We start from the raw sequence: 24,581 nt of genomic DNA, 5'->3' as shown, positions 1-24,581 counted from the left end.
TGCCCATAAAAAATGCACCCCTTAGAATTCATCGGATAAACCAGAGGTTTATTCCAATGACCATTCTAAGGGGTGCACTTCTTTTGCCAATTTGGGGTTTTCCTTTTTACCGAAAGCTTTTTCAGTAGCTAAGCTCTGTCAGCTGCTTACTTCACATTAACATCAAGTGATGCTTGCTTGCCACTCGGTGCGATGACGGTCACTTTGAAGCTCGTCACATCGCCAATCGCGCCTTTATATTTGATGAAGCCAGTACTTGAATCCACGCTTACTGCATCTGGGTTCGCGCCGCTAATATCGGATACGTAATAGCTCAGTTTCAGCAACTCGTTACCGTTATAGCCTGCCCCGTTTGCTTTTACAAGCATGTTATCGTTCGCTTGGCCTTCTTCATTCATCGTTCCAGGTGCGTTCTCGCCGATGAGTTCGTCGCCGTATTGATCTACTGCAGTCAGTTTCTCACCCAGTTTTGCGTCCCACATATACATGCCGGCTTGCAGATCAGCCATGGACACGGATTTGCCTGTTTTCTTCAGCTTCAGGTTATTAACGGTCGGTGCTTCGTTCTTCGCACTTACGTTCAGCGATGCTGTTTGCATATTTTTCTTGCCATCATAATAGATGACGGTCACTGCCGCTTGACCTTCCTTGCCTCCTGCAATATAGTGCGCACCAGCTTTATTCTGCGATTTACTTGCAGTGTCCACTACTTGCGAATTACTCGATGTCAGGGACACAATATCCGATGCTACTTTGACTTCGTCGCCTTTGTCTTTTGTCGCACGGATTTTCACATCTTTGGTGAACGGCTTGTACTTATCGTACATGCCGCTTGCCCCTTGTGCTCCGGTTCCAACCGACATGTAGTCGTCCGCGGCCAGCACTGTGTTGTCCACCGATTTATCCAGGTACGCTTCGTAAGTCAGTTTCGTGTTCACATTCGAAGGATCGAGCACTTCCATCGTCGTGGACAGGTTATTCACTTCGACGTAAGGATTTCCGTTAATCTTCACCGTACCTGTGCTGTCTAGCTTGTACAACGTTGCTTTGTAAGTGTAGCTAGCCTCTTTCGCATCAACTCCCGTGTAAAATTTGAACGATTTATCAAAGAAGGAGTCAATAGAAGTGTCCGAGTTGTTAGCTGCCAACTGAAAATCCTTTGTCACCGCTTGGCCGATCTTCGTCGGATGCAGCGCATATTTGCGCGCGGATGTCGCATCACCTTGGTCCACACGCTGTACGCTAGACAAGCTTGTTGCAGCTAGGCTAGTTTCATCTCCGCCACTCGCCGTCAGCGAGTAACGCACAAGGTATTGACCGTTCGCGTCGTATTTAAGCTCACTACCGTATTGATCGTACAACTTCACTTTCATTTCATTGTCAGTACCGGCTGTCATATATTTTGCTGGCGTTTGGGAGAACCTAATTGTATCGGCTTTTCGCTCGTCATTCACGTTAACCGTCATTTGCGTTTGCACCTGCGGGTTGTCCTTCAGCTGCACCGTAATGGTCGAGCTGCCTTTCGTGTTGACGCTAGCGATGGCGATCTTGCCCTTATTGCTGCCGGAATTCGAGATCGGTTGATTGGCTAGTGTTACGCCGCCACTGGAAAATATCGTAAATTTATCGCGATTATCATAAATTTCCTGTGCGGATAGCGTGTTGCCTTGATCGTCCTTTACGATCAGTGGCAAGTACAACTTGGCGTCAAGGCTTTCATCGCCGCTTGGCATGTCACCTTTAGCTAGTGTGTACGAGTATGTGCCGAATTGAACAGCGGCAGGTACGTTCGTCGCAGTTATGGCGACGGTTTTCGTGACGGACTCGCCGGAGCCGTTGGCGAATACGGTCACGACTACGTCCTTCGCCTTGTCGCTATTCGCACGCAGCTTCAGATCAGCCGCATCGTCACCCACAACGTTCTCGACGAACGCACCAGATTCTCCTTGGTTGCCTTTGTCTAGATCGGAGTCAGAGAAAGTGACGGTGATGCCATTGTTTAGCTCGTCCTTCTTATCAACCCGCAGGCCGTATTGGTCATAGACTTTCAGGTCAAGATAGGCGTAGCTGTTCGCTTCGATGGAGCTTACTACACTACCGGACGAGCTTAGAAGATCACCGAGCTCAATCTTGGACACGACGCGCGCATCGCCGATGTTGAACACTTTGTTCGCTTGTGTGCCGCTGTCCTGATGAATGACGGTCAGCGACAAGCGGTCATCGCGATTCAGCGTTGACGGCAGGGTGAGATAAAATGCCTGTTCGCCACCAATTGGCATTACTGAGCCAAGGCTCGAGTACAGGTTAAATTCACTGGCTGATATTGACGATTGCTTACCGTATTGGTTTGTTGCCTTAAAGTCAATGCGCAGCTTGGCCGATGGGTTGTTCGGCAATGTATCGGACGGTGTCACCAGCTCGATCTTCGAAATTTTCTCTTTCTCTGTTGTCGCCTTTGCCGTTTGGCCAGCTTCGTCGATGCTACTCAATCCGCTGAGTGTCGCGGTCCAGGAAGCATCGTCAAATTTGGTATCAAAGGTTAGCATTGCGGTGGACTTGTCCGCGCTCCATGTTGTCGTATAGCCATCTGTTACCGGCGATCCGTTCTTCGTAAGAGAGAAGGTAACGGCGGAGGTATCAGCAACAACGCCGTTAAGTCGAATGGACAGCACGTTTGCATCAGTCGCTTTCATCGAAGCAATCGCGTATTTGCCGCTGAATACCGATTTGATCTGATATTTTGATTCATAGGAAGCTAGCGCGAGCAGCTCGCGGCTTGCGGCTGTCGTGCCGCCGAATGTGCCATCAGTGTTTTTACTCATCAATCCGCGATCAAGTGCGAGTGCAACATAGCCTTTCGCCCAATCGGAGACGGAAGCGTCCTGCACGGCTGTTATCTCCTGCGCTTTATCCTCAAGGCCAAGTCCGCGAAGCAGGAAAGCTGCCAGCTGTTCTTTCGTCACATGGCCAGCCGGATCGTATTTGCCTACAGCGACGCCATCGGTAATACCCGCTTTAACGATCGCTTCGATATAAGGCAACGCGTAGCCGTTGGCTGGGTCATCGCCGCTCACATCGGAAAAGCTTGAGGTTGTCAATGTCGTATCGATCGGCAGTCCAAAGATGAGCGCAGCTACCTTCGCGAATTGGGCGCGGTTCATGTTTTCTTTCAATCCGAAAATACCTTCTTGAATACCATTGAATACACCAGTGGCAATCAATTCATCATATTTTTCTTTCGTTACGCTATCCAGATTCGCGAGATCCGTGAAATCTTTAGACGATTTCGTCGTTGTCGCTGCTAATGCGGTTGAGGAGAACATCGATAACGCTACGGTCAAAGAAAGAATCGTTGGCATAGTTTTTTCCATATGGTGTATGACCTCCTAGGTTGTTCGACCCTCCCAACCCCTCCCTGTGAAGAAGGTTGAGTGACTGGGTCGTCTTTAAAATCTGTTTTTGGTGGAATCGATCACTTATCATCAACATGAGACCCGCTAACTCTGGCAGGAAGAGACGCACGTTTAATTACTGCATGTTCATTGTTCAAGTGTGGAACACTACCGACTATGTCGGCCAGCTTGATAACTAAGATCACGGATGCTTTCAGCACTGCAATACGTCTAGTTCACGCCAAATAGCGATACACTAGTCGGTTTCTCCAAAGCACACAATATCATTCTTTCAGAACGAATCGTCTGTTTGCTAGGCACTCATTCGCGCCGCCGTCTGTTGTATCGCTTGCTACGAGACTTAGTATACTAGATTATTGTCGTCCGCGTCATTGCCAACTATTTGGCAATACTGCCAGCGATGCGGGTGACCCGCATCTGTACACGCAAAATAAAAACTGATTATGATCACGGCTACGAAATTATCCGCTGTGCTGGTTTAAATCTGAAGAATAATAGTTCAGTTAAGAAAACTTTCTACTATTATCAAACGAGTTCAATCTAGATTTCAAACATTATTATGTTGAATCGTGATGCCAATGATGACTATAATCCTGAATTTTATGCGTTGCATCAGTACTTTGCTCAGCGGTCACAAAATCTGCAGAACAAAAACTAATATATCATAGGTGGCTTTTGTTGAACCTGCTTCGTGTATTGCAAACGTTGGGTACAAAACCTTTGACTACTGAGCTCTAGACTACTTACTCAATATTGATCTATGAAATGTATAGCTACTTATTGTACTTTAATATAAAGTTTTTTTGATCCTTGGTAAACATATAGCCACGTCGTTCGTAGAACCTGTGAGCATGTATTCGACTTGGGTGGGATAACAATTTAATCCCAGAAAAACCATTGTTCTTTCCCCACTGTTCAAGATGCTCAATCAGCATGCTACCTAAACCTTGATTTCTATACTGTTCTTTAACAACAAATCCCAGGACGTTTACTAAAGAGTCAGAAAAAAGTAATTCATATGGGCTTCCATGAATATATCCTATTACCTCGTTATTTTGTTCACAAACAAAGATGATATCTTTTGTTTTCTTTGTAATCATTTCAATCTTCTCTTTTACTTTTTCTTCAGAAAATAAATATAGATTTGGGTTAAAATCTTGGTTTAACAAATAAATATCATGATAATCAGTCACCCTAATTTCCCTAACATTTATTTCTCTCATTTTGAACACCTCAATTCGTTATATCAACTTGAAATAAATAGTAGACATCTTTATATGTTTTGACAAGTAACTTCGGAGACTTTCCCGTATGCTACTATTCATGATTTTTTATACCCTAGAAAGGACAAAAGACGCTTTAAAATGAAGCGTCTTTCACCGATAACTATAAGTCCAGATGGTTGTTGCATGAGGAATCCGTATACTTATTAACGCCCGTACCCTTTTTGATATCTACAAATCTTTCGGTAAACATTTTTATCCTTTAATGACTTAAATCCATAAATAGCTGGTCTAGGGTTTGCTTCCAGAATCCAAGGGTGGAGATTCCGGTCAATACCGATATCCAAACCTAATTCCTTGATCCGCGGAAACGTTTGATTTAAACGACGCGCTGTTCGATATCCTAAGGTTTCCAAATTCTTTTTATACGAGTCCATATTGATCACATGAGGCTTCATTAAAACCTCAATCGACATGGGTTTACCGCCTTTACAGAGGTTAGTGACGATTTTTCTGGGATGGCCCAAACGGCCTATCATACCGGTAGTCTCCCAGTTTCCTTTGAGGTTTTTCTGCACCATTACTCTCAGATCAAACAACCGACCATTTCTTCGCAGCAGATGAATCCCTTGTTGTATCACATAAGGATTTCTTTTCATCGACTTTTTCATGGAACGTACCAAGCTGTCAAAAGAAGTGTATGACTGGGTGAATGTCTTAAGCTGATATTGATAGCGTTGCCCCTGCTTTTCAACCCGCATGATACCATGCCCGCCTGTTCCATCATTGGGTTTGACATAGACCATCTTATATTTATCCAGCATCGTCTTTAAGGTTGAATTGCTGTATAACTTAGTCTCGGGTACGTTTCGCCGAAGTGTCTTATTGACTGTCAATGATTGAGATACGTTACTTTTGGTTGCAAGACCACCCATCAAAATCAAATCCCTCCTGTGCGCATTCATATTCGTATACAATATGTCGAGGTTTCCATATCGGTTTCTGAATTGGGCAGAGGTCAATTAATCTTAAGCTGTTCCAGCTCTGTCCACTCTGTCTAGCTTGTGCAGCTTTCCATGGGAAATATTACTTCAAGTTAAACATCCACCAAAACGTATCTTAAGGAGGAAAAATGAACAACATGAACAAAGGTATCGGACACTAATGGGAATTTAACGGTTCTCCATCCGGCCGATCGAGAGTCTCTTTTTTGGCACTGTTTACGTTTTACGAAGTAAATCAGATTCTAAATACTTTGCAAGATAAATAGCATTTGCAGGATTTAAACTCGGGATATCGTCCACATCAAAAAAACTTACCTCATGTGATTCGGTTGAATCGCTCACCAAATCCCCTTTGTAATCATTGCAAAAATACAGTGCTGTTACTGAATAAAGTTCATCTCCATTTTTAAGTTTTAGATATAAGTCTGGACCAGAAAATAGCTCCAACAAGGTTAAACGTTTTAAGGATAATCCAGTTTCCTCATATACTTCCCTAGCTGCTGTTTCCTCCAACGACTCCCCCAACTCCATAAGACCACCTGGTAATCCCCAATTACCATCTTTGCGGTGTTGAAAAAGAATTTGGCGGTTAACATTTTGAATGATAACAACTGCACCAACTAGAATTAAAGGTCTTGTCCCAACTAATGAACGTAGTTCTAGAATATATTCGCTCATTCTGTCCCCCTATTAATTTCACATAGTAAATGTTGACCTAAACCTTCTTGCTTTGCCGATGGTTTAACTACAACGATGCAAATCCCAGCATATCTGTAAATACTTTAAAATGATCAAAATCAGTATACAATACATATCCTTTATTTGCCATTTATAGCAACAGATATCAGATTGTTCAACTACGCTGAAAACTTATAAATTGTAATATTATAAAAAACGTTGCCTCATGTGGCAACGCACTTTTTAACATCTTAGTTTGGGACACATACCGATCAACGTAAATAATGATTTGTTTAATTTCTTGATCAACCATAAGTCCACTAAGAGGTCGTTATTTTTTTATGCCTTCTTTGATCGCTTTCACTTCATACATACTAACTGTCGTGGATATAATGTAATCCGGTTTCGGTTTACCGTTATTTTGCCGATGCCCTTGAATGTGTGCATCACTCTTTTCCCAATTCTTCCAGTCTTCTACGGATTCCCATCGAATCATAATAACCACTTCTTCTACATCTTCTTGCTTCTTTCTGTTCACCATAACGGTTTTGTCTATAAGCCCTTCCATAACATCCATCGGGCTTTCTTTAGTAAAGCGTTCAAGGACCAGATCCGCCATTCCCTTTTGCACGACTATCGTTCTTGTTTGAATTAACATAGAAATGCCTCCAATTATATTAAGATGTAAAGTTATTCAATCTCTCTGTCAGTTGGTATTTAAAAACGTTGCTTATCTTTTCCTGAAATCGATCATCTTTGTGCAATTTTGGCTTCACGTTCTTTCGTCTCACCTTGCGAGTGTCGGTACAATTCGTCGTAATAGCCTTGCATCTGGAGCAGTTCCGGATGCGTCCCCTCTTCGACGATCGCGCCATAGCGCATGACAAGAATGCGGTCGGCCTGCATGATGGTTGACAAGCGATGCGCAATTACGATCGTGGTCCGCCCTTCGGATACAATCTTTAATGCCTGCTGAATCAGTTGCTCTGTCTGAGAGTCCAGATTCGCAGTGGCTTCGTCCAGAATGAGAATTTGTGGACGAAAGACAATGATACGTGCGAAGGACAAGAGCTGCCGCTCGCCTGCGGACAAACCGCTGCCTTTCTCAGACAATCTCGTATCGTAACCATCCTTCATCCGCAGGATCTGCGTATCTGCGCCTACGAACTCGCATGCACGGATAACGGCATCTCGGGAGATCGTCTCATTGAACATACGGACATTATCAATGATACTACCCGCATACAGAAAAGGCTCCTGCTGAACCAAACCGACGACTCGGTGCAACTGGCTTTGCGGTAAATCGCGAACATCGATGCCATCTATGAGAATGCTGCCCTCCTGCACATCGTAGAACCGGCACAGCAGGCTGATAAGCGAGCTCTTGCCCGCGCCGGTCGTTCCTACGATACCGATCATCTCGCCTGGGCGGATGTGAAGGTCGAGTCCGCGAATAACTGGAGAACCATTCTCATAGCCGAAGGTAATATGATTAAAATCAATTCGGCCCTTTATCGATTCCCGATCGATCAGTTGAGACTGCGGATTGTCCTCGATATCGGGCCGAATATCGAACAGACCCCAGATCCGGTTGACCGCAACCGTAGCCGACTGCAGCGTGTTCCACTGCTGCGTGATAGCGTTAACTGGCTGGAAGAACTGACGGATATAGGTGATAAAAGCATACAGAACGCCGAATTCTAGCGTTTGATCCAGGACCGCTTTGCCGCCAATCCATACCACGAACGCGATCGCAAGGTTGCTCAACAAATCGAATGACCTAGTAAAGAGAACGAGCGTGCGTATCTCACGAATGTTAGCCTTGAAATAGGTGTCATTCCGTTCTTTGAATTGCTCCGCCTGTGCCTTTTGCTGTTGGAAGACCTGAATCAGATTCATACCCGATAAGTTCTCAGCTACGAACGCCACGAGACGGGACAGTCGCGTGCGGGCCATCTGGTATGTATTACGCATAAAGGAACGGAATGCGATCGCGATGAACGCTATGAGCGGGAGCAAGACCAAGCAATACATACCAAGAGTTGAGTCTAGCTGAAACATCATGATGAGGATGAAGATCAACGTTAGACCATCACGCAGCAGCGTTATTAGTACTTGATTGAAAAATTGGTTCAACGCTTCGGTATCGCTAGAAACGTGTGTAATCAGGCTGCCACTTGACGTCTTATCAAAATAAGACATGGAGAGCTTCGTTATATGCTCAAACAACTGCTTTCGAATTTTGGCCACAATGCTTTGTCCAGCGTACTGCACTAAATTGTTCTGTAGGTAAGTGAACAGCAGTCCGGAGATCGATAACCCAAAATAGATGATGCAGATTGTAAGCAAACTGCCGAATTCATTCTTGCCTGCCATCAGATTATCATCAATGGCGAGCTTGACCAAATAAGGCTGGAACAGCTCGGCTGAAATGGCGATTATTGTACAAATCACGACAAGGACAAAAGTGAACCGATGTGCTCCGGTATAAGAGCCAAGGATCCGGAATGCAGATCGATACTGGGGCTTAGGCTGCTTGCCGATATTCGCCTTCTGATCCATCTGCCAGTTGTTAACGGCCTGTAGCATGCTGAATTCCCTCCTCTTGTATCGCATGGAGTGTGGCATAAAGCCCCGGCTCGGCAAGTAGCTCTCCGTGTTTCCCACGCTGCACGATTCGACCTCCCTCCATGACGACAATAAGGTCGGCGTGCTTCAACGCGCTGATGCGGTGTGCGATGATGATGGTGGTCTTGCCATGACGCTCTTCCTGAATCGTCTTCAATATCTCGGTCTCAGTGACCGCATCGACGGCGCTAACGCTGTCGTCCAGAATCATGAACGGCGCCTGCTTAATGAGACCGCGAGCCAGGCTCGTTCGTTGGCGTTGTCCACCGGAGAGGGTGACGCCCCGCTCCCCTAGCTTCGTTTCGAATCGATCGGGGAACTCGACGATGTTGTCGTAGATCCGTGCCTGCTTAGCCGCTTTGTCGACTTGCTCCTGTCCGGCTTCCCGCCTTGAGAAGGTAATATTCTCGCGAATCGTCGTGCTGAAGAGGAAGCCGTCATGCGGCACATAGGCGATCTGTTTACGTAAGCTATCCAGCGTCAGCTGTCGGATGTCCTTCTCTCCGATCCAGATCGTCCCAACGGGCGGTTCATACGTTCGCAGCAGAAGCTTGACAAGCGTCGTCTTACCGCTTCCTGTCCGTCCGACAATGCCGATCGTCAGCCCTGCCTTAATAACCAGGTCAATTTCCTGCAATGCAGGCTGGGACGATTCCGGATAGAAAAAGGTCAGCCCTTGAATACGCACGGCAGCTTGCTCAAGATCAACCGGCACAGCGTCTTCGGACTCCACAATGTCAGGTTGTACAGCGACCAATTCATTCAACCGCTGCAAGGAAGCTCGTGAACGCTGCACGGTATTGATCACGTTACCGATCTGTTGCAATGGATTCATCAGCATACGGATGTACAGCGTCAGCGCGACGAAATTGCCAAGTGTGATCTTCCCCGTAATGGTCAGGTAACCGCCAAGCGCCAACGATATGATCAAAGACATCGCCCCGAGGAATGGTACTAGTGCTTGGAAGAGCGAGGACATCCGAACAAGCGACAGTTGATTGTCACGTATTCGGTCAACATAGGAAGCGAATCGCTCAATCATGATCGATTCAACTGCGAATTTCTTCGTGACACGTATGCCGCCGAACTGCTCCTCAGCGGTTTCCGTCATTGCGCCTAGTGCCTCCTGCACTTTCAGCGATCGTTTCCGAATGGCCGGACCGAAGCGTGTTACGATCCAGGGAATCACGAACAACGGCCCGACGGAAGCGGCGATGAGGTAGATCGGGATATCGCTAAAGACCATGACACTAATACATGAGAACAAGAGCATTGTCGCCGCCATCATCTGGTTGACACCCATCGAGATCGATTCCCGAACGCTTGTGACGTCGTTCATAAAGTAACTCAACATCTTACCCACGCCGTTCCGCGAATAGAAGTGCTCACTAAGCTCTGAGAAGTGTAAGAATAACCGACGGCGGGTTACATATTCGAACCATCGGCCGACATACATAATAAGATAATGGCCGTACCCTCCAATGAATACGTTCCCCGCTCCGATTGCCACCAGCAGCAGACAGTACCGAACGATATCGTGTTCATTCAGTTCCCCGGCCTGCAGCCGATCCGTGAAATTCCCCAGCACCATGGGGAAGTAAGCATACACGATGCTTGCGACCGTATGCAGTACAAATGACGAGGCATAGATTCGCCAAGACTCTCCAAAGAACGGTTTCAATATGCCTTTAGACTTCAAAAACCATCACTTCTTCCAATGGATTTATAAGCATGTGATCTATGGACAGGGTGGCTGCTATTCGTCGATCCCGTTATCGTCAGCTAACGAAGCAGCATCTACTGGCGGTTTAATGGTATCATCGATGCTGGAATTTGGAGTCGAAGCCGATATTTCTTTCAGACTGACCTGAAACTGTGTCATAAGCTCTTGAAACGCTTTGGCTTGCTCAGAGGAAGGGTTCTCCTGTGACGCTTTTGCTGCTCCCGCCATTAAATAAATGACTTCCGACCATTCTTTCATTAACTCGCGTAATTCACTCTTTCCGTTCTTCTGCGATAGCCCATGCCGACCAGGACGCTCCCAAAGCTTATCAGGCCGTTCCATGTCTGTCCGTTCTCTCTTGCGAAGATATTCCTTTCCTTCATCCGTTATATGGTAAAGCTTCTTACTGTCTTCATCACTAAACCCTATAAGATTCATATCCTCGAGCAGCTGCAAATTGGGATAAACCGAACCGGCGCTTGGGGTATATAAACCTCCTGTTTTCTCTTCCATCGCTTTAATAAGCTGATATCCGTGCATAGGTGCATAGGTGAGAAGTTCGAGGAGAGCATATTTAAATTCCCCACGCTCAAAAAAACGACGTTTTCCTTCCCCACGTCCCCCAAATCCTCCTCGCGACCCATCACGGTGATGCCTAGAAAACATTTCCTGATCTTCATTGCCAAACCGTTGCCAACCTTGGTAGCTGTTTCTGTAATTTTTGAATTTCAAATTCATCATCCTCCAATGCGATATATCGTTATGTATTTATAATAATACGATATATCGCATTGGGTCAATACTTTATTTTACATTTATATATTCTTTTCCTGGGAGGTTCTTTGTGTTGCTTGGCGAATACTCTTTGACTTCGGACAACGCACATTTTAAACAACATGGAGGATACAAAAAGAAGCCAACTTTTTTAATAGTTGGCCCCATGCCTTAGTGCTTACTGAATTTTGATTTTTCTTTTAACCATTGTTCAATTTCTGAAGTCATCTTTGCATAACGCCTTATAGCAGTTATGGTTCCTAATACTTGTTCAGTTCCAGCCTGTTGATCTTTTTCATCTATACACTCAATCCATAATGACCGCTTTAAACTATATTCCAGCCAGTCTAACTTCCCCAAAAATCCACTTGCCAATATCATTCTCCAATTTGCTTGAATGGGCTCATGTGATTTTTGATAACCATTTATAAAAGCAAAAAATTTATCTTTGTCAATCTCGCCCGACTCTGTTTCAGACCAATAAATTGCGGTTTCAATTAATTCCTGCATAGGATTTCTATAGCCAGCTGATTCCCAATCAATAAGGATGGGGTTATGGGCAGACCACATTACATTCTTAGGGTCTAAATCTCCATGACTTATAACCATTTCCGACGTGAGTTCGTTTGCGGCTTTTATTGCTGTGGTATTCCAATCTTGAAGATTTTCAATGATTTCAAGCAGATGATTAGTCCATTTCGCATTGCTTTCTCGTCCTTTTTTCAAATAATAGTTCCAATCTGTTGGAACCCTGTTGTCGGACAAACTATTTACTATACCTAACTCTGAAAAATCAGTCAGATGTAAACACGAAAGAACACCACCCATTCTTTCGCAATGAACCGTAGTTATTTCATTTTGCTTCAAACTTTTGCCATCAATCCAATCGAAAATGAGATGGAATTGATCTCCCACCTTTTGAATACAATCTCCATTAAACTTCTTAGCTGGAAGCGCGGGAACAAAGTTTGTAGCATAATTAGCAATCCGTTCAGATGTGACATAGTTTTGCATAGCTGTTGGTCTACACATGATTTCTGAGTTCAATACTTTGATCGCATATGTGCCTGAAGTGGTTTGTATTGCATACATTCGATGCAATAACCCTCCTGTTACCGATACAGGGGAATCTATTAACTCTCCCAGCATTAGATTATTGCATAACCTTTGAAGTTGAAGAAGGTTCTCTTTTTCATTCACCGTTAACGGCTCCTCTTAATTTGTAGTTAGTTCTGCCCCATCAGATTCCATATTTTTATATATTTATTCTTTTAGACTGTTGCATCCATTGCCCATTTCCTCAGTAAGCACTCGGAACTCTAATTCACATAAAGCGTTTCTTAAAACAGCCACTATCCTATTACACTTAGTAAATGTTCCTTCAAGGATTTATCTATATCCCTATACATACTTGTTAGCTGTTGTTTATATACTACTTTACGCGGCACTTCTTTCGTGTAATCTTTCACGATTCATTCCTCTTCATCATTTAATTTGATAACAAACTATTTATCGAAAAAAATTTAAAAGTTGTCATAAATCTTTTTCAAAATGTTAAGAAGATCTTCCTTTTCTTTTTCTGAGATATTTAAGTAAAACACGTCTAGCATGTTTTTAGATATTGATTCAAAAATCGGTTTCAGTTCACTCCCCTTATCGGTTAAAGTAACATAAACAACCCTCGTGTCCTCTCTGTCCCTTTCCTTTGTCACATATCCGAGCCGGACTAACTTATTAACAAGTGCTGTGACTGTAGACTTCTCCTTATTAATCCTTTTAGAAATATCCGCCATAATGAGTCTGGGCTTCTTAAATAGAGCATAGATGATATCACCATGTGAAGTGCCAATACCGTCTACTCCATGCTTCACCATCTCTGCTACAATGAACCGATTAGTCTTTGCTGCTCGTTAGCACAGCAACTATTTTTGATATCATTCGTCTAAAGATATATCCAATTTATTCTATATTCTAGGAGGCCATTATGAAAAAATATATGCTTGGCCTTGTGAGCGGCATCATGTTTTCGATTTGCACCGCTGCCATAGCGTCCGATGAGGTTCAAGCCATTTTGTTTCCAGATCGCATCGTTGTTAACGGGGAGGTGAAGCCACTCGAGCAGGACTATAGCGTACTAAACTACAATGGTCACTTATATTTGCCAGCCCTGTTCGTCGTTGAGCTGATGGGAGGACGCGTGTTTTATGACGAGGCAAAGAAACGGCTTTCAATCGTGGACGATCGTCTTTCAAACCGGCAAGACATGCTTGCTATGTCCAAGGTGTTGATGGAGAGCGCCAAGCAAGGAGATCTGAAGAAGGCCGGAGAGATCATCGATACCTACACCAGGGAAGATAGAGACCGATTGTTTTTGTCGCTAACGAAATATTTGTTTCTGTATGCTGGGGAACCAAATATGAATGAGCTGCTTCAGCTTTTTATCGCAAAGGGTACTAATCTTGAAGTCCGCGATGAAGCATCCAGCCATACACCTCTCCTTATACTTGCGAGTCAAACCCCTCAATATATCCATTTGCTAATCAAGGCAGGAGCTGATGTCAATGCGGAAGATAAAAATGGAATAACTCCCCTCATGACGGTTGCCGGAAGAGGAATGCCCGAAATTGTTCAAGATTTGCTTGTCCACGGAGCGAATCCGAAAGCCAAATCTCATTATGGATTTACACCTCTAAGAGCAGCCGTCCTTCCTATGTTCACTAACTACCGTCAGGAAACCGTTGATATTACGAAGCTGCTGCTTGCCGCCAACGCAGATGTCAATGCCATTGATGATGAAGGTAACTCACCATTACTCGTTGCTTCTGTGTATGCATCTATTTCCAAGCCGGTTATGCTTCTATTGCTCGAAGGAGGCGCGGATGTAAAAACTACGGATAAGAATCTGAGAACTGCACTCCACTACTGTGTGCGGGGTGGGGACGCTGATCTCATCAGTAAGTTAATTGAGCATGGAGTACCGGTTGACAGTAAGGATGTAGAAGGAAATACGCCGTTATATTACGCAGTAAGCGAAATGAACAATGCGACCAACGAATCAGAGGAGGAGATCCTTCAAATCATTCGTCTACTAATCCGCACCGGTGCTAATCCGAAAGCAAGCAATATGTTAGGAATCTCACCAGTAAACCAAGCAGTCACATTGGAAGATCCAGATAAGAAAGTGAAAATATTAAAAGTACTTCAAGAACAGCCATGATTTGAAGTACTCACGGATGTGCTGCGGATCACGGAATGATCCTGAATGTTTGAGATTTTGAAATCTTATTAGAGAAAGATCGATACTAGGACATACTAAAGAAGAAGTAGCTTCCTGATTACGTCCATTGCACAATCGGTTCCTGTTAGCTTGAAACCTTGGGTTTACACTAACATTTTAGTCAGAAGTATTTCCAACGGCTCATTTTCTAATAATAAACAACCTGCATCCTGATACCTCAGTTTTCTATAGAAATGTTGTGCCTCTTCATTCGACAATGTAGATGTCATTACCAGTTTAAAACCCTTTTGTTTCATCTCGTTTTCCCAAAAGAGAACAGCTTGCTTTCCTATACCCTTTCCACGACACTGCTCATCGACCCATATCATATTCATAAAGGGTGTGTTATCCCAAAAATATCCGTGTCTCATCCATCCGATATTACTCTCATTATCATCCCGTAATATGTATATTTCATTTAACTTAATTTTCGTCATGATTAAGCTCTCTAATATATGTTTATCACGATCCCGAATGTATCCATAGTCTGAAACCGTTGCGGCAACAATTTTCATACCTTCCCCCTCTATTAGTTAGAACAAATCTTTTTGATTCTTGATCCCACCTGTACGCCTCCTCCTTAAACTAATAATAGCAATAGTCACATAAATGGTAATCTAGATTTATTCCATAATGATCCTGCACATTCCTGCTCGTTATATCAACAAAAGGAGTTAATTGCAAAGGCGACAGTTCCTTAAATCTTCAATGCAAGAAGAAACCTTCCAAAGATCTAATGGAAGGTTCTTTAGCTTGCCTATTTGTAAGTGTCGCCATTATTTAAATAATTTAAGAGAAAAATGCGGACAAGATATTAGCTGGTTTTATCAGAGATATTAGCGTCGTGATCTATTTCTGGTTATACAATCTGTAAATGACGACCGCCGCTTCTGCTCTTGTCACTTTGTTTTGCGGATAAAGATAAGAATTATCGCCTTCGATCAATCCTTTTTTAAGTAAACTATTGATGCTAGTAATTGCATAGGAAGAAACTGAAGATGAATCCTTATAGTTGTTCAACTCTGTAGAGACTGCCTCGTTACCTGTGACTCTTTTCAAAGTTAACGCCCTGTCAATAATGACCACCATATCCTGTCTGGAAATTGGATCATACGGACGGAACAGGTTATCTTCCACTCCATCAACGATCCCGAGCGCCTTCGCTGTTTCGACGGACTCATAGAAATAATCGTCTTTGCTGACATCATCGAATGTTGTAGGATTCGCTGCCGTTAAACCTAACGTACGGTTCAGGAGCAAAATGAAGTCGGCTCGGCTTACTTGATCTCCCGGACTAAAAGCATCGTCTTGCGTGCCTTCCACAATAGCTTTTGATGCCAATACTTCGATCGCTTTCTTGGCCCAATTGTGGTTGTATAGATCAGAAAATGTTTTGTACACTTCGGTTAACGCGTACAGGCTGAAGTGGTTAACTTTAAAAGTAACAACCCCCTGTGCAGTATCGTATTTTCCTGATGTAATAGTTTGAGTTTTTCCTACCGGGTCCACATACCATACGACTACATGCTCAGGATCGGTATCTGTTGAACTTAGATGGTATGGCACCGTTACTTCAACAAACGAATCAGCACTTTTCCATTGGATTAAGCTGTCACCAATCTTGAGCGCAAGATCAATTAGAGGTTTACCCGCCAACGCTTTTAGCAGTTCAGCAGGAAGCTGGTTTGTGTCCGCCTTCGATATAAGCAGCGTAGCCGTTGCAGATTTTTGTGAATCCGCCTCTTTCAGCATAGTCGTCTGTAGGATTACTGAAGCGTACTCGGTTATGATCTCAAGCTTTTTGGTTGCATCATTTGAGCTCAGGAAAGATGTGGGCAGAACGATTTCATATCCCTTGGAGCCTTCAACTTGGTCAACTCTTACTGTAAATGTCTTAATCCCATCGGCATCTGCCTTAATTTCCTCAAACGCTTTGCTTAAATTGTCCGAGGAAATAGCTGCTTTAGTTACAATTGTTTTTGTATCCAGCGTTGCGGGTTCTCGGTTTTCTTCCTGCTTGACACCGTTATTATCAGTACCGGACTGTTCAGTCTGCCCAGACTCTGATGGACTCGAAGAACTGGGTGGATTAATATAATCTCTTGTCACTACGACATTATAGCTTTTTGTAGAACCGTCTGCTGCAGCTACTACATAAGTAACCGGTGCGCTGAAATCATTTTCAGTGATCCCGCTAACTTGTATAGTGGATCCAACTTTTACACTTGTTCCTGTTGTGGCGAACATGGCAACCAAATTGGTCAAGTCAGTTAAATTTGGCACGGTTACAACAATATTTGTGCCGGAGATCACGCCATTCGATGAAGCCGGCAACCCTTGGAAGACGAAAGATGTGATATCTTTATCACTGCTTGCAGCTTGCGGAGACTGCGGTGTGTCCAGATCGCCTCCCCCTACTGGTGAAACCACTATATTGCGAACTGCTTCTATCCCGAGACGATCCTTCAATTGCTGAGTATACAGGCTCAGCGGCTGCACGTGGCTGCCTTCATGCTCCCAGTAGCCTTGCTCCCGTTCTCGTGCTGGATCCTTTCCTCCAGGAAAATTACCGTAATCTCCGGGATATCGGGAGCCCACGAGTCCGATTGCATAATTTTGTGCTGTTGGTGGCTTCTGAACGGCCAACTCCCCCGTTTGGTTCCACACGACATAATTCGCTCCAGCCCAACCGTGTCCCGTACCGTAGTTTGCCCGGTCAATGATATTGGCATTGCCACGAATGTTATCAAACAAACCTCCTACAGACCATCGATGATGCGGTTCGCTTCGGGCGAATGAATTGACTGAATCACTATCTGTAAAAACGTTAGGTCCTGTGACCTGACTATTAACAATAAACGAGTGTCGGGCTGTCTCCGTATATACCCTCTGAGTCAAAGCCAATTGCCCTGTATAAAAGAAAGCATATCGCCGACTGCCCGTAATGATGCTAACCATATCATAAACTTTGGCATCCTGGATTGTGATCCATTTCGAGGATCTTCCCGTGAAAACGAGAGATGTTTCCAGATGGTAGCCGGTTACATTCCGAAGCCAACCATCCTGAATATAGCCGAAACGTGCAAAGGTATGAGCTTTATTCTCGTCCGAATAGTAGGTAACTCCATCCAATACACTCTTCACGCTTGGGTCGAATTGCACATCAACCCGAAGATTTTCCACGCCTACCCTTTCTATCCGACCGCTATCGTCATACTTTCGGATATCTCCCCCGCCCCATTGACGTTCGATCGCATTCGGTACGGGCGCGTCGATGGTGATTTCATTTCCGTTTACTTTAGTCACCACTCGGTCGAAATCAAGCGAGAACGGCTGCCATTGAACGGTTTCCTCCATTGTACTTGGCAATATTTGATCCATATTGATTTCATGGATCCAGCTGCTGTTGCCATAACGGCGGATCATAATTTTATCTCCGGTTTTATAGCCGGAACCATCCTTGACATGAAAAGTACGATTACCTGAAGGCACATATAGATCCGTGATTTTTGTATGTGTATTTTCCAGCAAGGTAGGCGAAGCCGATGTGTCCCCAATATTAAGGATATATCGTCTTGTTGTCCCTGTTGCGTAGAGAATGGTATCCTTTTCTCCCTCTCCCTGACCTCTCAAGACAACTCCGCTTTTACGAATGAATAGTTCTCCATTGATATCATAGCGACCCTTCTTGAGCAGAACGGCTCCCCGGAACCCGTCCGACTGCATAGGCAGTTCAGAAACATAATCAATGGCGTCCTGAATGCGCGCTGTATCATCCCCTACTCCTGGTTCTATCGCCACTCTAGCTTGCACATCAGGCAGCTTAATTCCGCCCCCCTTATAACCCACGTTGGAAAAATCGAGAATGCGGTTCCCACGGTAATCGGGTACATAGACCATATTGCCATCCGTTCCTAAGTAAGCAATGTGACTTTGATCATCTGGAATTTGATTCACATCCAGCACGGTGAAGTACAATTTGTCAAATATCGTGCTTCCATCCTCTAGACTTAGCTGTAATTCAATTTCATATTGTCCGGGTATTGCCGTACCAGGAACGTTAAAGACCGTTTCAGTCCCTGCCACCAACTTGACCGGATTAATAGGGTGAACTGTCTCACGACCGTCCCGTCGTACTTGTCCCGTCAATTCGGCACCCACAAAGGCTTTGACGGTCAAATCCGGATAGGTATTCCCCGGTGGAATAATGGCTGGAGTACCAATCTTTGTCTGAAGGCTTGGGTGGACTAACCCAGTATCGGCTATACGTGGCGTATCGTCCTGTACAATAAGAAAGATGGACGCCGTCTTGGTTATTTGTCCATAAGTAACCGTTCCCGTTAAGAGTGCAACTCCACTTGCAAGAGCCCGGATCGTTCCGTCTTGTTCGATTGTCGCAACCTCCGGCAAGCTGCTGGTAAAGCCGATTTGCGCTTCACGCGGATTAAGCTCCGTACCGTCAAACATTTTGCCCCCTATCGATAGTTGCGCCCCGCCTCCTTTGGGAATATTCATTTCAGCTTTTTCCGGATACTTAGCTACCGTACGATCATATAAAAATACGGCAGTTAGCGCATTGGTAAGCGGTGGTACAGGAGCTTCATTCGTTCGATATACCTCCAACTCATAGATGAGTGGTGATGCGGCTTTCATCGCAAATACGTTAACTCTGAGATATCTAGCGGTAACCGGTTCAAAGATCGCCGTATCCGTATTTGCTATCAGAATCCGATTTTGATAGAAACGCTGCCAGGTTTGCCCGTCATTTGAGAAATAGAGATCATAATTTTGGATAACTCCGTTGTTCAACTTCATGACCGTTTTATTCAATGATGTAGGCCTGCCGAAATCAACCGACAGCCAGTGCTGACCATTATTAGCCTGAAAGTCGGAGGTAAGGGCGCGCCAATACGTGCTGCCGTTGCCGTCAACTGCTTTATAGTCCTGCGTTCCATTTGCGCAGGTATCACCGCAGAAGGAGCTTGATGCTACAGGCTTTTTCAGTGCCAAATTTACTGTAGACATATCCGTATCCGGCTGGTATGCATCTACCCAGATGCGGGTCGATTTGGTGACAGTCCCTTTGCGCACATTCACGTTAATGTAGGTGGAACCGCTGCCTACTATCGTGATCCACCCATTCTCGTCTACTTGGATCACCTCAGGAAAGCCGCTGCTGTATGTAATAGCAGCATCGCTTAAGTCCGCAGCAATTTGATTATCCATAACACCCCTTACCATCAATTGATGAGAGTCCCCGGGAGTTAGCGTGAGTGTTCCATTATCGGAATATGGGTTTACCTTGGCATCGTATAAGTACACCGCGCTAAGTACGGTTCCAATCTGTTGATTCACATTAACCTGTAAACTTGCGGTTTTTGTTACACCATTTAATGTTGCACTGCCATGGATCGTTGTTGAGCCGCCTGTTAGAGCTACAACCTGTCCGCTCCCGTCAACCGAAGCAATGGCAGCATTAGAGCTGCTATAAGTAATCGATGAAACGGTCAAAGGAGCCGCTTGTCCGTTCGTTAGCAAGCCCTGCAGTCGAAGTAATGCAGATTGTCCTACTGTAAGAGAGAGCAGTTCACCAGAAGCATTACCCGCAAAGTATACACTTGCAAGAACGTTTGAATCCGTTGGTGGCGTCGTGCCGGATCCAGCACCTGTATTATAAATTTCTACCTCCGACAGCACATTATCCTTAACGGTAGCTGATGCCTTCACGGTAAGGCTAATTTTAACATAACGGGCATCCATAGATGCAAAGCTGAGTGACTCCGTGGAGGTAAGGCCGCTTGTCTTTTGAAGTACTTCCGTTTCTGTCGTGCTTCCGTTCTGCCTGGCGAGCACCTTATAGGCGATAATGAAGGAAGTGTTTAGCCCTTTCAATACAGCCTTATCAAAATGGGTGTTTCCGGAACCTCCCAAATCTATTTCTATCCATACATTATGGTCGTCGGTTACATCGGAGTCACTTGGTTTCCAATATGTACTCTCATTTCCGTCAACTGCATTCACACCGGCACCCGAAGGATTGCAGCCGCTACAATGCGAGCTGTATTTCACCGATTTCCCAAGGGCCAAATTTAACGGGTCTTCAGCATATACCGATGGGATCGAATATAACAAGGGAATGATCATTGAAAATAATAGAAAGAATATTACGCTTTGTGTAATCCGTTTGCGAATGGGTTTCATTGTACCCTCTCCTCCTAAATCATTCTATCCTTTAATAGCTCCAAGCAAAGCGCCCTTCACAAAATACTTCTGGAGAAATGGATAAACAAACAAAATCGGCAGTGTTGCAATCATAATGGTTGCATACTTAAGAGTTTCGGCCAGCATGACCATATCGCCTGCTTCTGCTCCGGTAACCATACCCGCTGTCTCCCCAGAGATGAGTATCTCGCGAAGAATTAATTGCAATGGAAATAATTCACGGTCCCTAATAAATATCATCGCGTTAAACCACGAGTTCCAATGGCTGACGCCGTAATACAGAATCATAACAGCCATGATTGGCAACGAAATAGGTACAATAATCCGAAATAAAATGATAAAGTCATTAGCTCCGTCGATTTTGGCTGATTCCTCCAAACTATCGGGAATAGCGTGAAACGTAGTTCTCATGATAATGAGGTTAAACGTATTGATGGCTTGCGGAATGATCAGCGCCCACACGGTATTGGTCAAACCAAGTCCCTTAACCGTTAAGTAGTAGGGGATCAGACCCCCGCCGAAGAACATAGTAAACACGATAAACAGCGTCAGCTGTTTACGGTAATACAGTCCCTTTCTGGATAGGGCGTAGGCACCGAAGGCTGTAAGTGTCAAGTTAAAAAGCAGTCCAACAATTACGATGAATATAGTGTTGCCATATCCTTTCAGGATCATCGGGTTGTCAAAAACCATAGAGTAAGCCTTGAGCGAAAAGCCCTGCGGAAACCAGATCATGCCCTTATGAGACATTAATTCGGTCGGATTACTTATAGATGCAATAGCAACGTAATAAATGGGGTACAACGTAACGAGCATTAGCAGCGATAGTGCAATAATGTTAAACACATCAAATATTCTCTCTTGAACGGTTGGATACTCACGCATGTTGTCACTTCCTTACCATAAGCTAGTGTCATTGACCTTACGACTAATGTAATTCGATAGAATGACCAAACCAAAGTTAATCACCGAGTTGAACAAGCCCACTGCCGCACTAAAGCTATAATTAAATTCTTGCAGGCCGGCGCGGTATACATAGGAGGAGATGACATCCGCAGTTTCATAGGTTGACGGATTATAGAGTAAAATAATTTTCTCGAAGCCTACATTCAGCAGTCGTCCCAGATCCAGAATTAACATAATAATTATGGTTGGTACGATACCGGGAAGCGTAATGTACCTCATCTGTCTCCAGCGATTCGCACCATCAATTTTTGCGGCTTCGTATTGTTCAGTATCAATGGTAGTCAGCGCAGCAAGGTAAATAATAGTGCCCCAACCAACATGCTGCCAAATACCCGATGATATAAAAATGGTTCGGAACCATTCCGATGAAAGCAGCAGACTTTCTTTAGGACCGCCGAGCCAAGCTACGAGCGTGGCAATGAGGCCTCCTGTAGAGGTAAAGTCCTTAATCATACCGCAAATAACGATTAACGAGATAAAATGCGGCATATATGTAATCGTTTGCACAGCACGCTTAAACCAAGAGAGCCGAATTTCATTTAACAACAAAGCAAGAACAATCGGAGCTGGGAAACCGAACAGCAAATCATAGAAGCTGATCAGAAGTGTGTTCTTCAACGTTCGAATGAAATACGGTCCATTGAAAAATTGAACAAAATGATCGAATCCCGTCCAATCGCTTCCCCAAATTCCCCGTGCTGGTGAGTAATCCTTAAAGGCAATCAATGCCCCATACATCGGTAAGTAATGAAATAATACATAGTAAAGTAAGACCGGAGTAAGCATCATATATAAATATTTATTTTTACGGATATCCCATAAGAGATTTATTCTTCGGTTGGAAGCAAGCGTTAGAGGGGTCTCCATCTTCGCTGTTTGCACTATAGTATCCCCTTTCAGTTAGGGACATTCCTTGGAATGTCCCTCTAGTCTATCTTAGTTTAACGTTTATTATATCGATCCAGCGCCGCTTGATAAATTTCTATGACCCTTGGCAAACCGAGCTGATTCATCTGATCTACGAATTTATCGTAGTTTTCAATCGGCTCCTTGCCCATAATAAACTTGAGCTGCATCTCTTCCTTGTAGCTCTTGATGGCGGTAGTAAGCTTGGCTAGCTCTTTGCTCTCACTATCGGTTGGTGTTATAAACGGAGGCAGGGTATGCTTCTTCGCATCCGTTGCTGACCACAGCTTCACTGCTTCTTCCTGCTGCGGATATTTCAAGATCATCTTGCTATACCTCTCATCAATCATGAACGGTCCATTCTGTCTTGTATATTGCGACAGTATTTGTACCGTGGTATATTTCGGGTCCTTATTCACCTTATCCGTGAATGTAATATTACCATTGTTCGAATCATAGCTTTCATTCAGAATACCAAAGTTGAACAATTCGTTGCCTTCTTTGCCATATGCATAATCCAGCCACTGAGCGGCAAGCTCCGGTTTTTTCATGTTAGCAGTGATGGCCACCCCCCGGTTCGGCTCTACCTTGAAGTCATATTGTCCTATAAATGGCGTCTCTCCTTTGGTTAATGTCGGATAAGGAGTGCCTACCATATTAAATTTAGGTTCCTTTGCTTTCATAGCGTCTGTGTAAGACTGAAGTCCACCGCTCAGCAGGTATACCGTAGACCCAGACTGTCCACTTAAAATCTTATTATTGTTTGCTTTCACATCAGTAACGGCAAAATCTTTATCTAGCAGTCCCTCATTGTACCACTTGCGGAATAATAGGGTAGCATCCTTATATTGCTTGTCGGAAGGTCCATATTTGACTTTACCTTCATCATTCACATAGAAACCTGCTGATGTCTTAAACGCTCCAATGAAAGCGTCCTTAATATCCATACCGCCTGTATTCGTATAAATGATGCTTAGAGGAGTTGCTGCCCCTTTCTTCTCTTTAAATGCCCGTAATGCGATTTCCCATTCATCGATTGTTGTCGGAACCGGCAGTCCGAGCTCGTCAAGCCAATCCTTGCGAATCATGGGTCCATTATAAACTTGACTGAAGCTGTTGCGGATCATTGGAAACACGAAATATTTACCGTCATCGGTTTGAAGCATTTTGGCTAAATCTTTATCTTCATTCAGTAATTTGTTTAAATTCGGTGCATTATTTTTGATCAAATCATTCAAAGGTGTAATCACTTTATCATTCAGTGCTTTCTGGGCGCCTCCCGGGTAAACGCCATTATTAAACCAGTTCGTTTCAATCATATCGGGAAGCTCGTTGGAAGCGACCATCAAATTGAATTGCTCTCGATCCTGACCTTGAGGAGGATGCTTAAAATTGACTTGAACCCCGGTTCTTTTGGCAAGCTCCTTACCAAATGGAGCCTCCCCGATGCTTGGGAAGAAGTTAGCCATATTGGAGTTGCCCATTAATCCCCAATACGATAGAGTTTGATCGGTGTTTAACGGATACGTCACAGCAGTTGGCTGACTGTTATTCGTTGCAGCTTTGTCCACGGTCGGACTCGACTGCTTACTGCATGCGATGGTCATTGTGGATATCAGCGTAACTGCTGAGATACATTGAAGCATCCTTTTACTTTTTTTGTTCATGGATAATCCCCCTTGTAGTGATTACACTCTCTTCATGTGCTCAGACCGATCATAACTCAATTTAAGTTGTGACTATAGAGGTAAAACGGTGAAATGAATA

General features: G+C 44.3%; 16 protein-coding genes. 1 reads left to right on the top strand and 15 read right to left on the bottom strand.

Annotation, left to right across the window (positions count from 1 at the left end):
• Window positions 1-146: 146 nt before the first annotated feature.
• The 10 genes from BM210_RS18020 to BM210_RS17975 all read right to left on the bottom strand — a co-directional run bounded on the left by BM210_RS18020 (window position 147) and on the right by BM210_RS17975 (window position 13,317).
• Window positions 147-3,371 carry an S-layer homology domain-containing protein gene (locus BM210_RS18020; RefSeq protein ID WP_091170913.1) on the bottom strand — a complete coding sequence of 1,075 codons (3,225 nt, stop codon included), beginning with the start codon at window positions 3,369-3,371 and terminating at the stop codon, window positions 147-149.
• Between the two features lie 815 nt (window positions 3,372-4,186).
• A complete protein-coding gene (locus BM210_RS18015; RefSeq protein WP_091170911.1) occupies window positions 4,187-4,636 on the bottom strand; it encodes a GNAT family N-acetyltransferase in 450 nt (149 codons plus the stop codon).
• Between the two features lie 206 nt (window positions 4,637-4,842).
• Complete coding sequence (locus tag BM210_RS18010; protein ID WP_091170909.1) at window positions 4,843-5,571, bottom strand: YheC/YheD family protein; 729 nt, start codon at window positions 5,569-5,571, stop codon at window positions 4,843-4,845.
• A 285-nt stretch (window positions 5,572-5,856) separates the two neighbouring features.
• Complete coding sequence (locus BM210_RS18005) at window positions 5,857-6,318, bottom strand: NUDIX hydrolase (protein WP_091170906.1); 462 nt, start codon at window positions 6,316-6,318, stop codon at window positions 5,857-5,859.
• Between the two features lie 331 nt (window positions 6,319-6,649).
• Complete coding sequence (locus BM210_RS18000) at window positions 6,650-6,976, bottom strand: antibiotic biosynthesis monooxygenase (protein WP_091170904.1); 327 nt, start codon at window positions 6,974-6,976, stop codon at window positions 6,650-6,652.
• A gap of 92 nt (window positions 6,977-7,068) precedes the next feature.
• Complete coding sequence (locus BM210_RS17995) at window positions 7,069-8,907, bottom strand: ABC transporter ATP-binding protein (RefSeq protein WP_091170901.1); 1,839 nt, start codon at window positions 8,905-8,907, stop codon at window positions 7,069-7,071.
• The gene (locus tag BM210_RS17990) at window positions 8,891-10,645 is read right to left on the bottom strand and encodes an ABC transporter ATP-binding protein (protein WP_091170899.1); all 1,755 of its coding nucleotides are present in this window, start codon (window positions 10,643-10,645) and stop codon (window positions 8,891-8,893) included. Before BM210_RS17990 ends, BM210_RS17995 begins: the two co-directional genes overlap by 17 nt.
• A 57-nt stretch (window positions 10,646-10,702) precedes the next feature.
• On the bottom strand, window positions 10,703-11,401 hold the full coding sequence (locus tag BM210_RS17985; RefSeq protein WP_256223726.1) for a PadR family transcriptional regulator: 699 nt from the start codon (window positions 11,399-11,401) through the stop codon (window positions 10,703-10,705).
• Window positions 11,402-11,614: 213 nt separating this feature from the next.
• Window positions 11,615-12,643, bottom strand: a complete 1,029-nt coding sequence (locus tag BM210_RS17980) for a phosphotransferase (RefSeq protein ID WP_256223724.1) — start codon at window positions 12,641-12,643, stop codon at window positions 11,615-11,617.
• A gap of 323 nt (window positions 12,644-12,966) precedes the next feature.
• A complete protein-coding gene (locus tag BM210_RS17975) occupies window positions 12,967-13,317 on the bottom strand; it encodes a MarR family winged helix-turn-helix transcriptional regulator (protein WP_091170897.1) in 351 nt (116 codons plus the stop codon).
• A 110-nt stretch (window positions 13,318-13,427) separates the two neighbouring features.
• Between BM210_RS17975 and BM210_RS17970 the strand changes: the two genes are divergently transcribed.
• Window positions 13,428-14,660 carry an ankyrin repeat domain-containing protein gene (locus tag BM210_RS17970; protein WP_091170894.1) on the top strand — a complete coding sequence of 411 codons (1,233 nt, stop codon included), beginning with the start codon at window positions 13,428-13,430 and terminating at the stop codon, window positions 14,658-14,660.
• 164 nt (window positions 14,661-14,824) lie between these two features.
• On the opposite strand, the gene BM210_RS17965 is transcribed toward BM210_RS17970, so the two are convergent.
• From BM210_RS17965 to BM210_RS17945, 5 genes are all read right to left on the bottom strand, one after another.
• Window positions 14,825-15,235, bottom strand: a complete 411-nt coding sequence (locus BM210_RS17965) for a GNAT family N-acetyltransferase (protein WP_091170892.1) — start codon at window positions 15,233-15,235, stop codon at window positions 14,825-14,827.
• A gap of 334 nt (window positions 15,236-15,569) precedes the next feature.
• A complete protein-coding gene (locus tag BM210_RS17960) occupies window positions 15,570-20,921 on the bottom strand; it encodes an S-layer homology domain-containing protein (protein WP_091170889.1) in 5,352 nt (1,783 codons plus the stop codon).
• Between the two features lie 24 nt (window positions 20,922-20,945).
• Complete coding sequence (locus BM210_RS17955) at window positions 20,946-21,827, bottom strand: carbohydrate ABC transporter permease (protein WP_091170887.1); 882 nt, start codon at window positions 21,825-21,827, stop codon at window positions 20,946-20,948.
• A 12-nt stretch (window positions 21,828-21,839) separates the two neighbouring features.
• The gene (locus BM210_RS17950) at window positions 21,840-22,775 is read right to left on the bottom strand and encodes an ABC transporter permease (protein ID WP_091171073.1); all 936 of its coding nucleotides are present in this window, start codon (window positions 22,773-22,775) and stop codon (window positions 21,840-21,842) included.
• A 74-nt stretch (window positions 22,776-22,849) separates the two neighbouring features.
• A complete protein-coding gene (locus tag BM210_RS17945; protein ID WP_091170884.1) occupies window positions 22,850-24,481 on the bottom strand; it encodes a type 2 periplasmic-binding domain-containing protein in 1,632 nt (543 codons plus the stop codon).
• Between the last annotated feature and the right edge of the window lie 100 nt (window positions 24,482-24,581).

This window comes from Paenibacillus sp. 1_12, assembly GCF_900114475.1.
GTDB lineage: Bacteria > Bacillota > Bacilli > Paenibacillales > NBRC-103111 > Paenibacillus_S.
The sequence above is the reverse complement of the archived record's forward strand: the minus strand, read 5'-3'. Positions and strand labels throughout refer to the sequence as shown.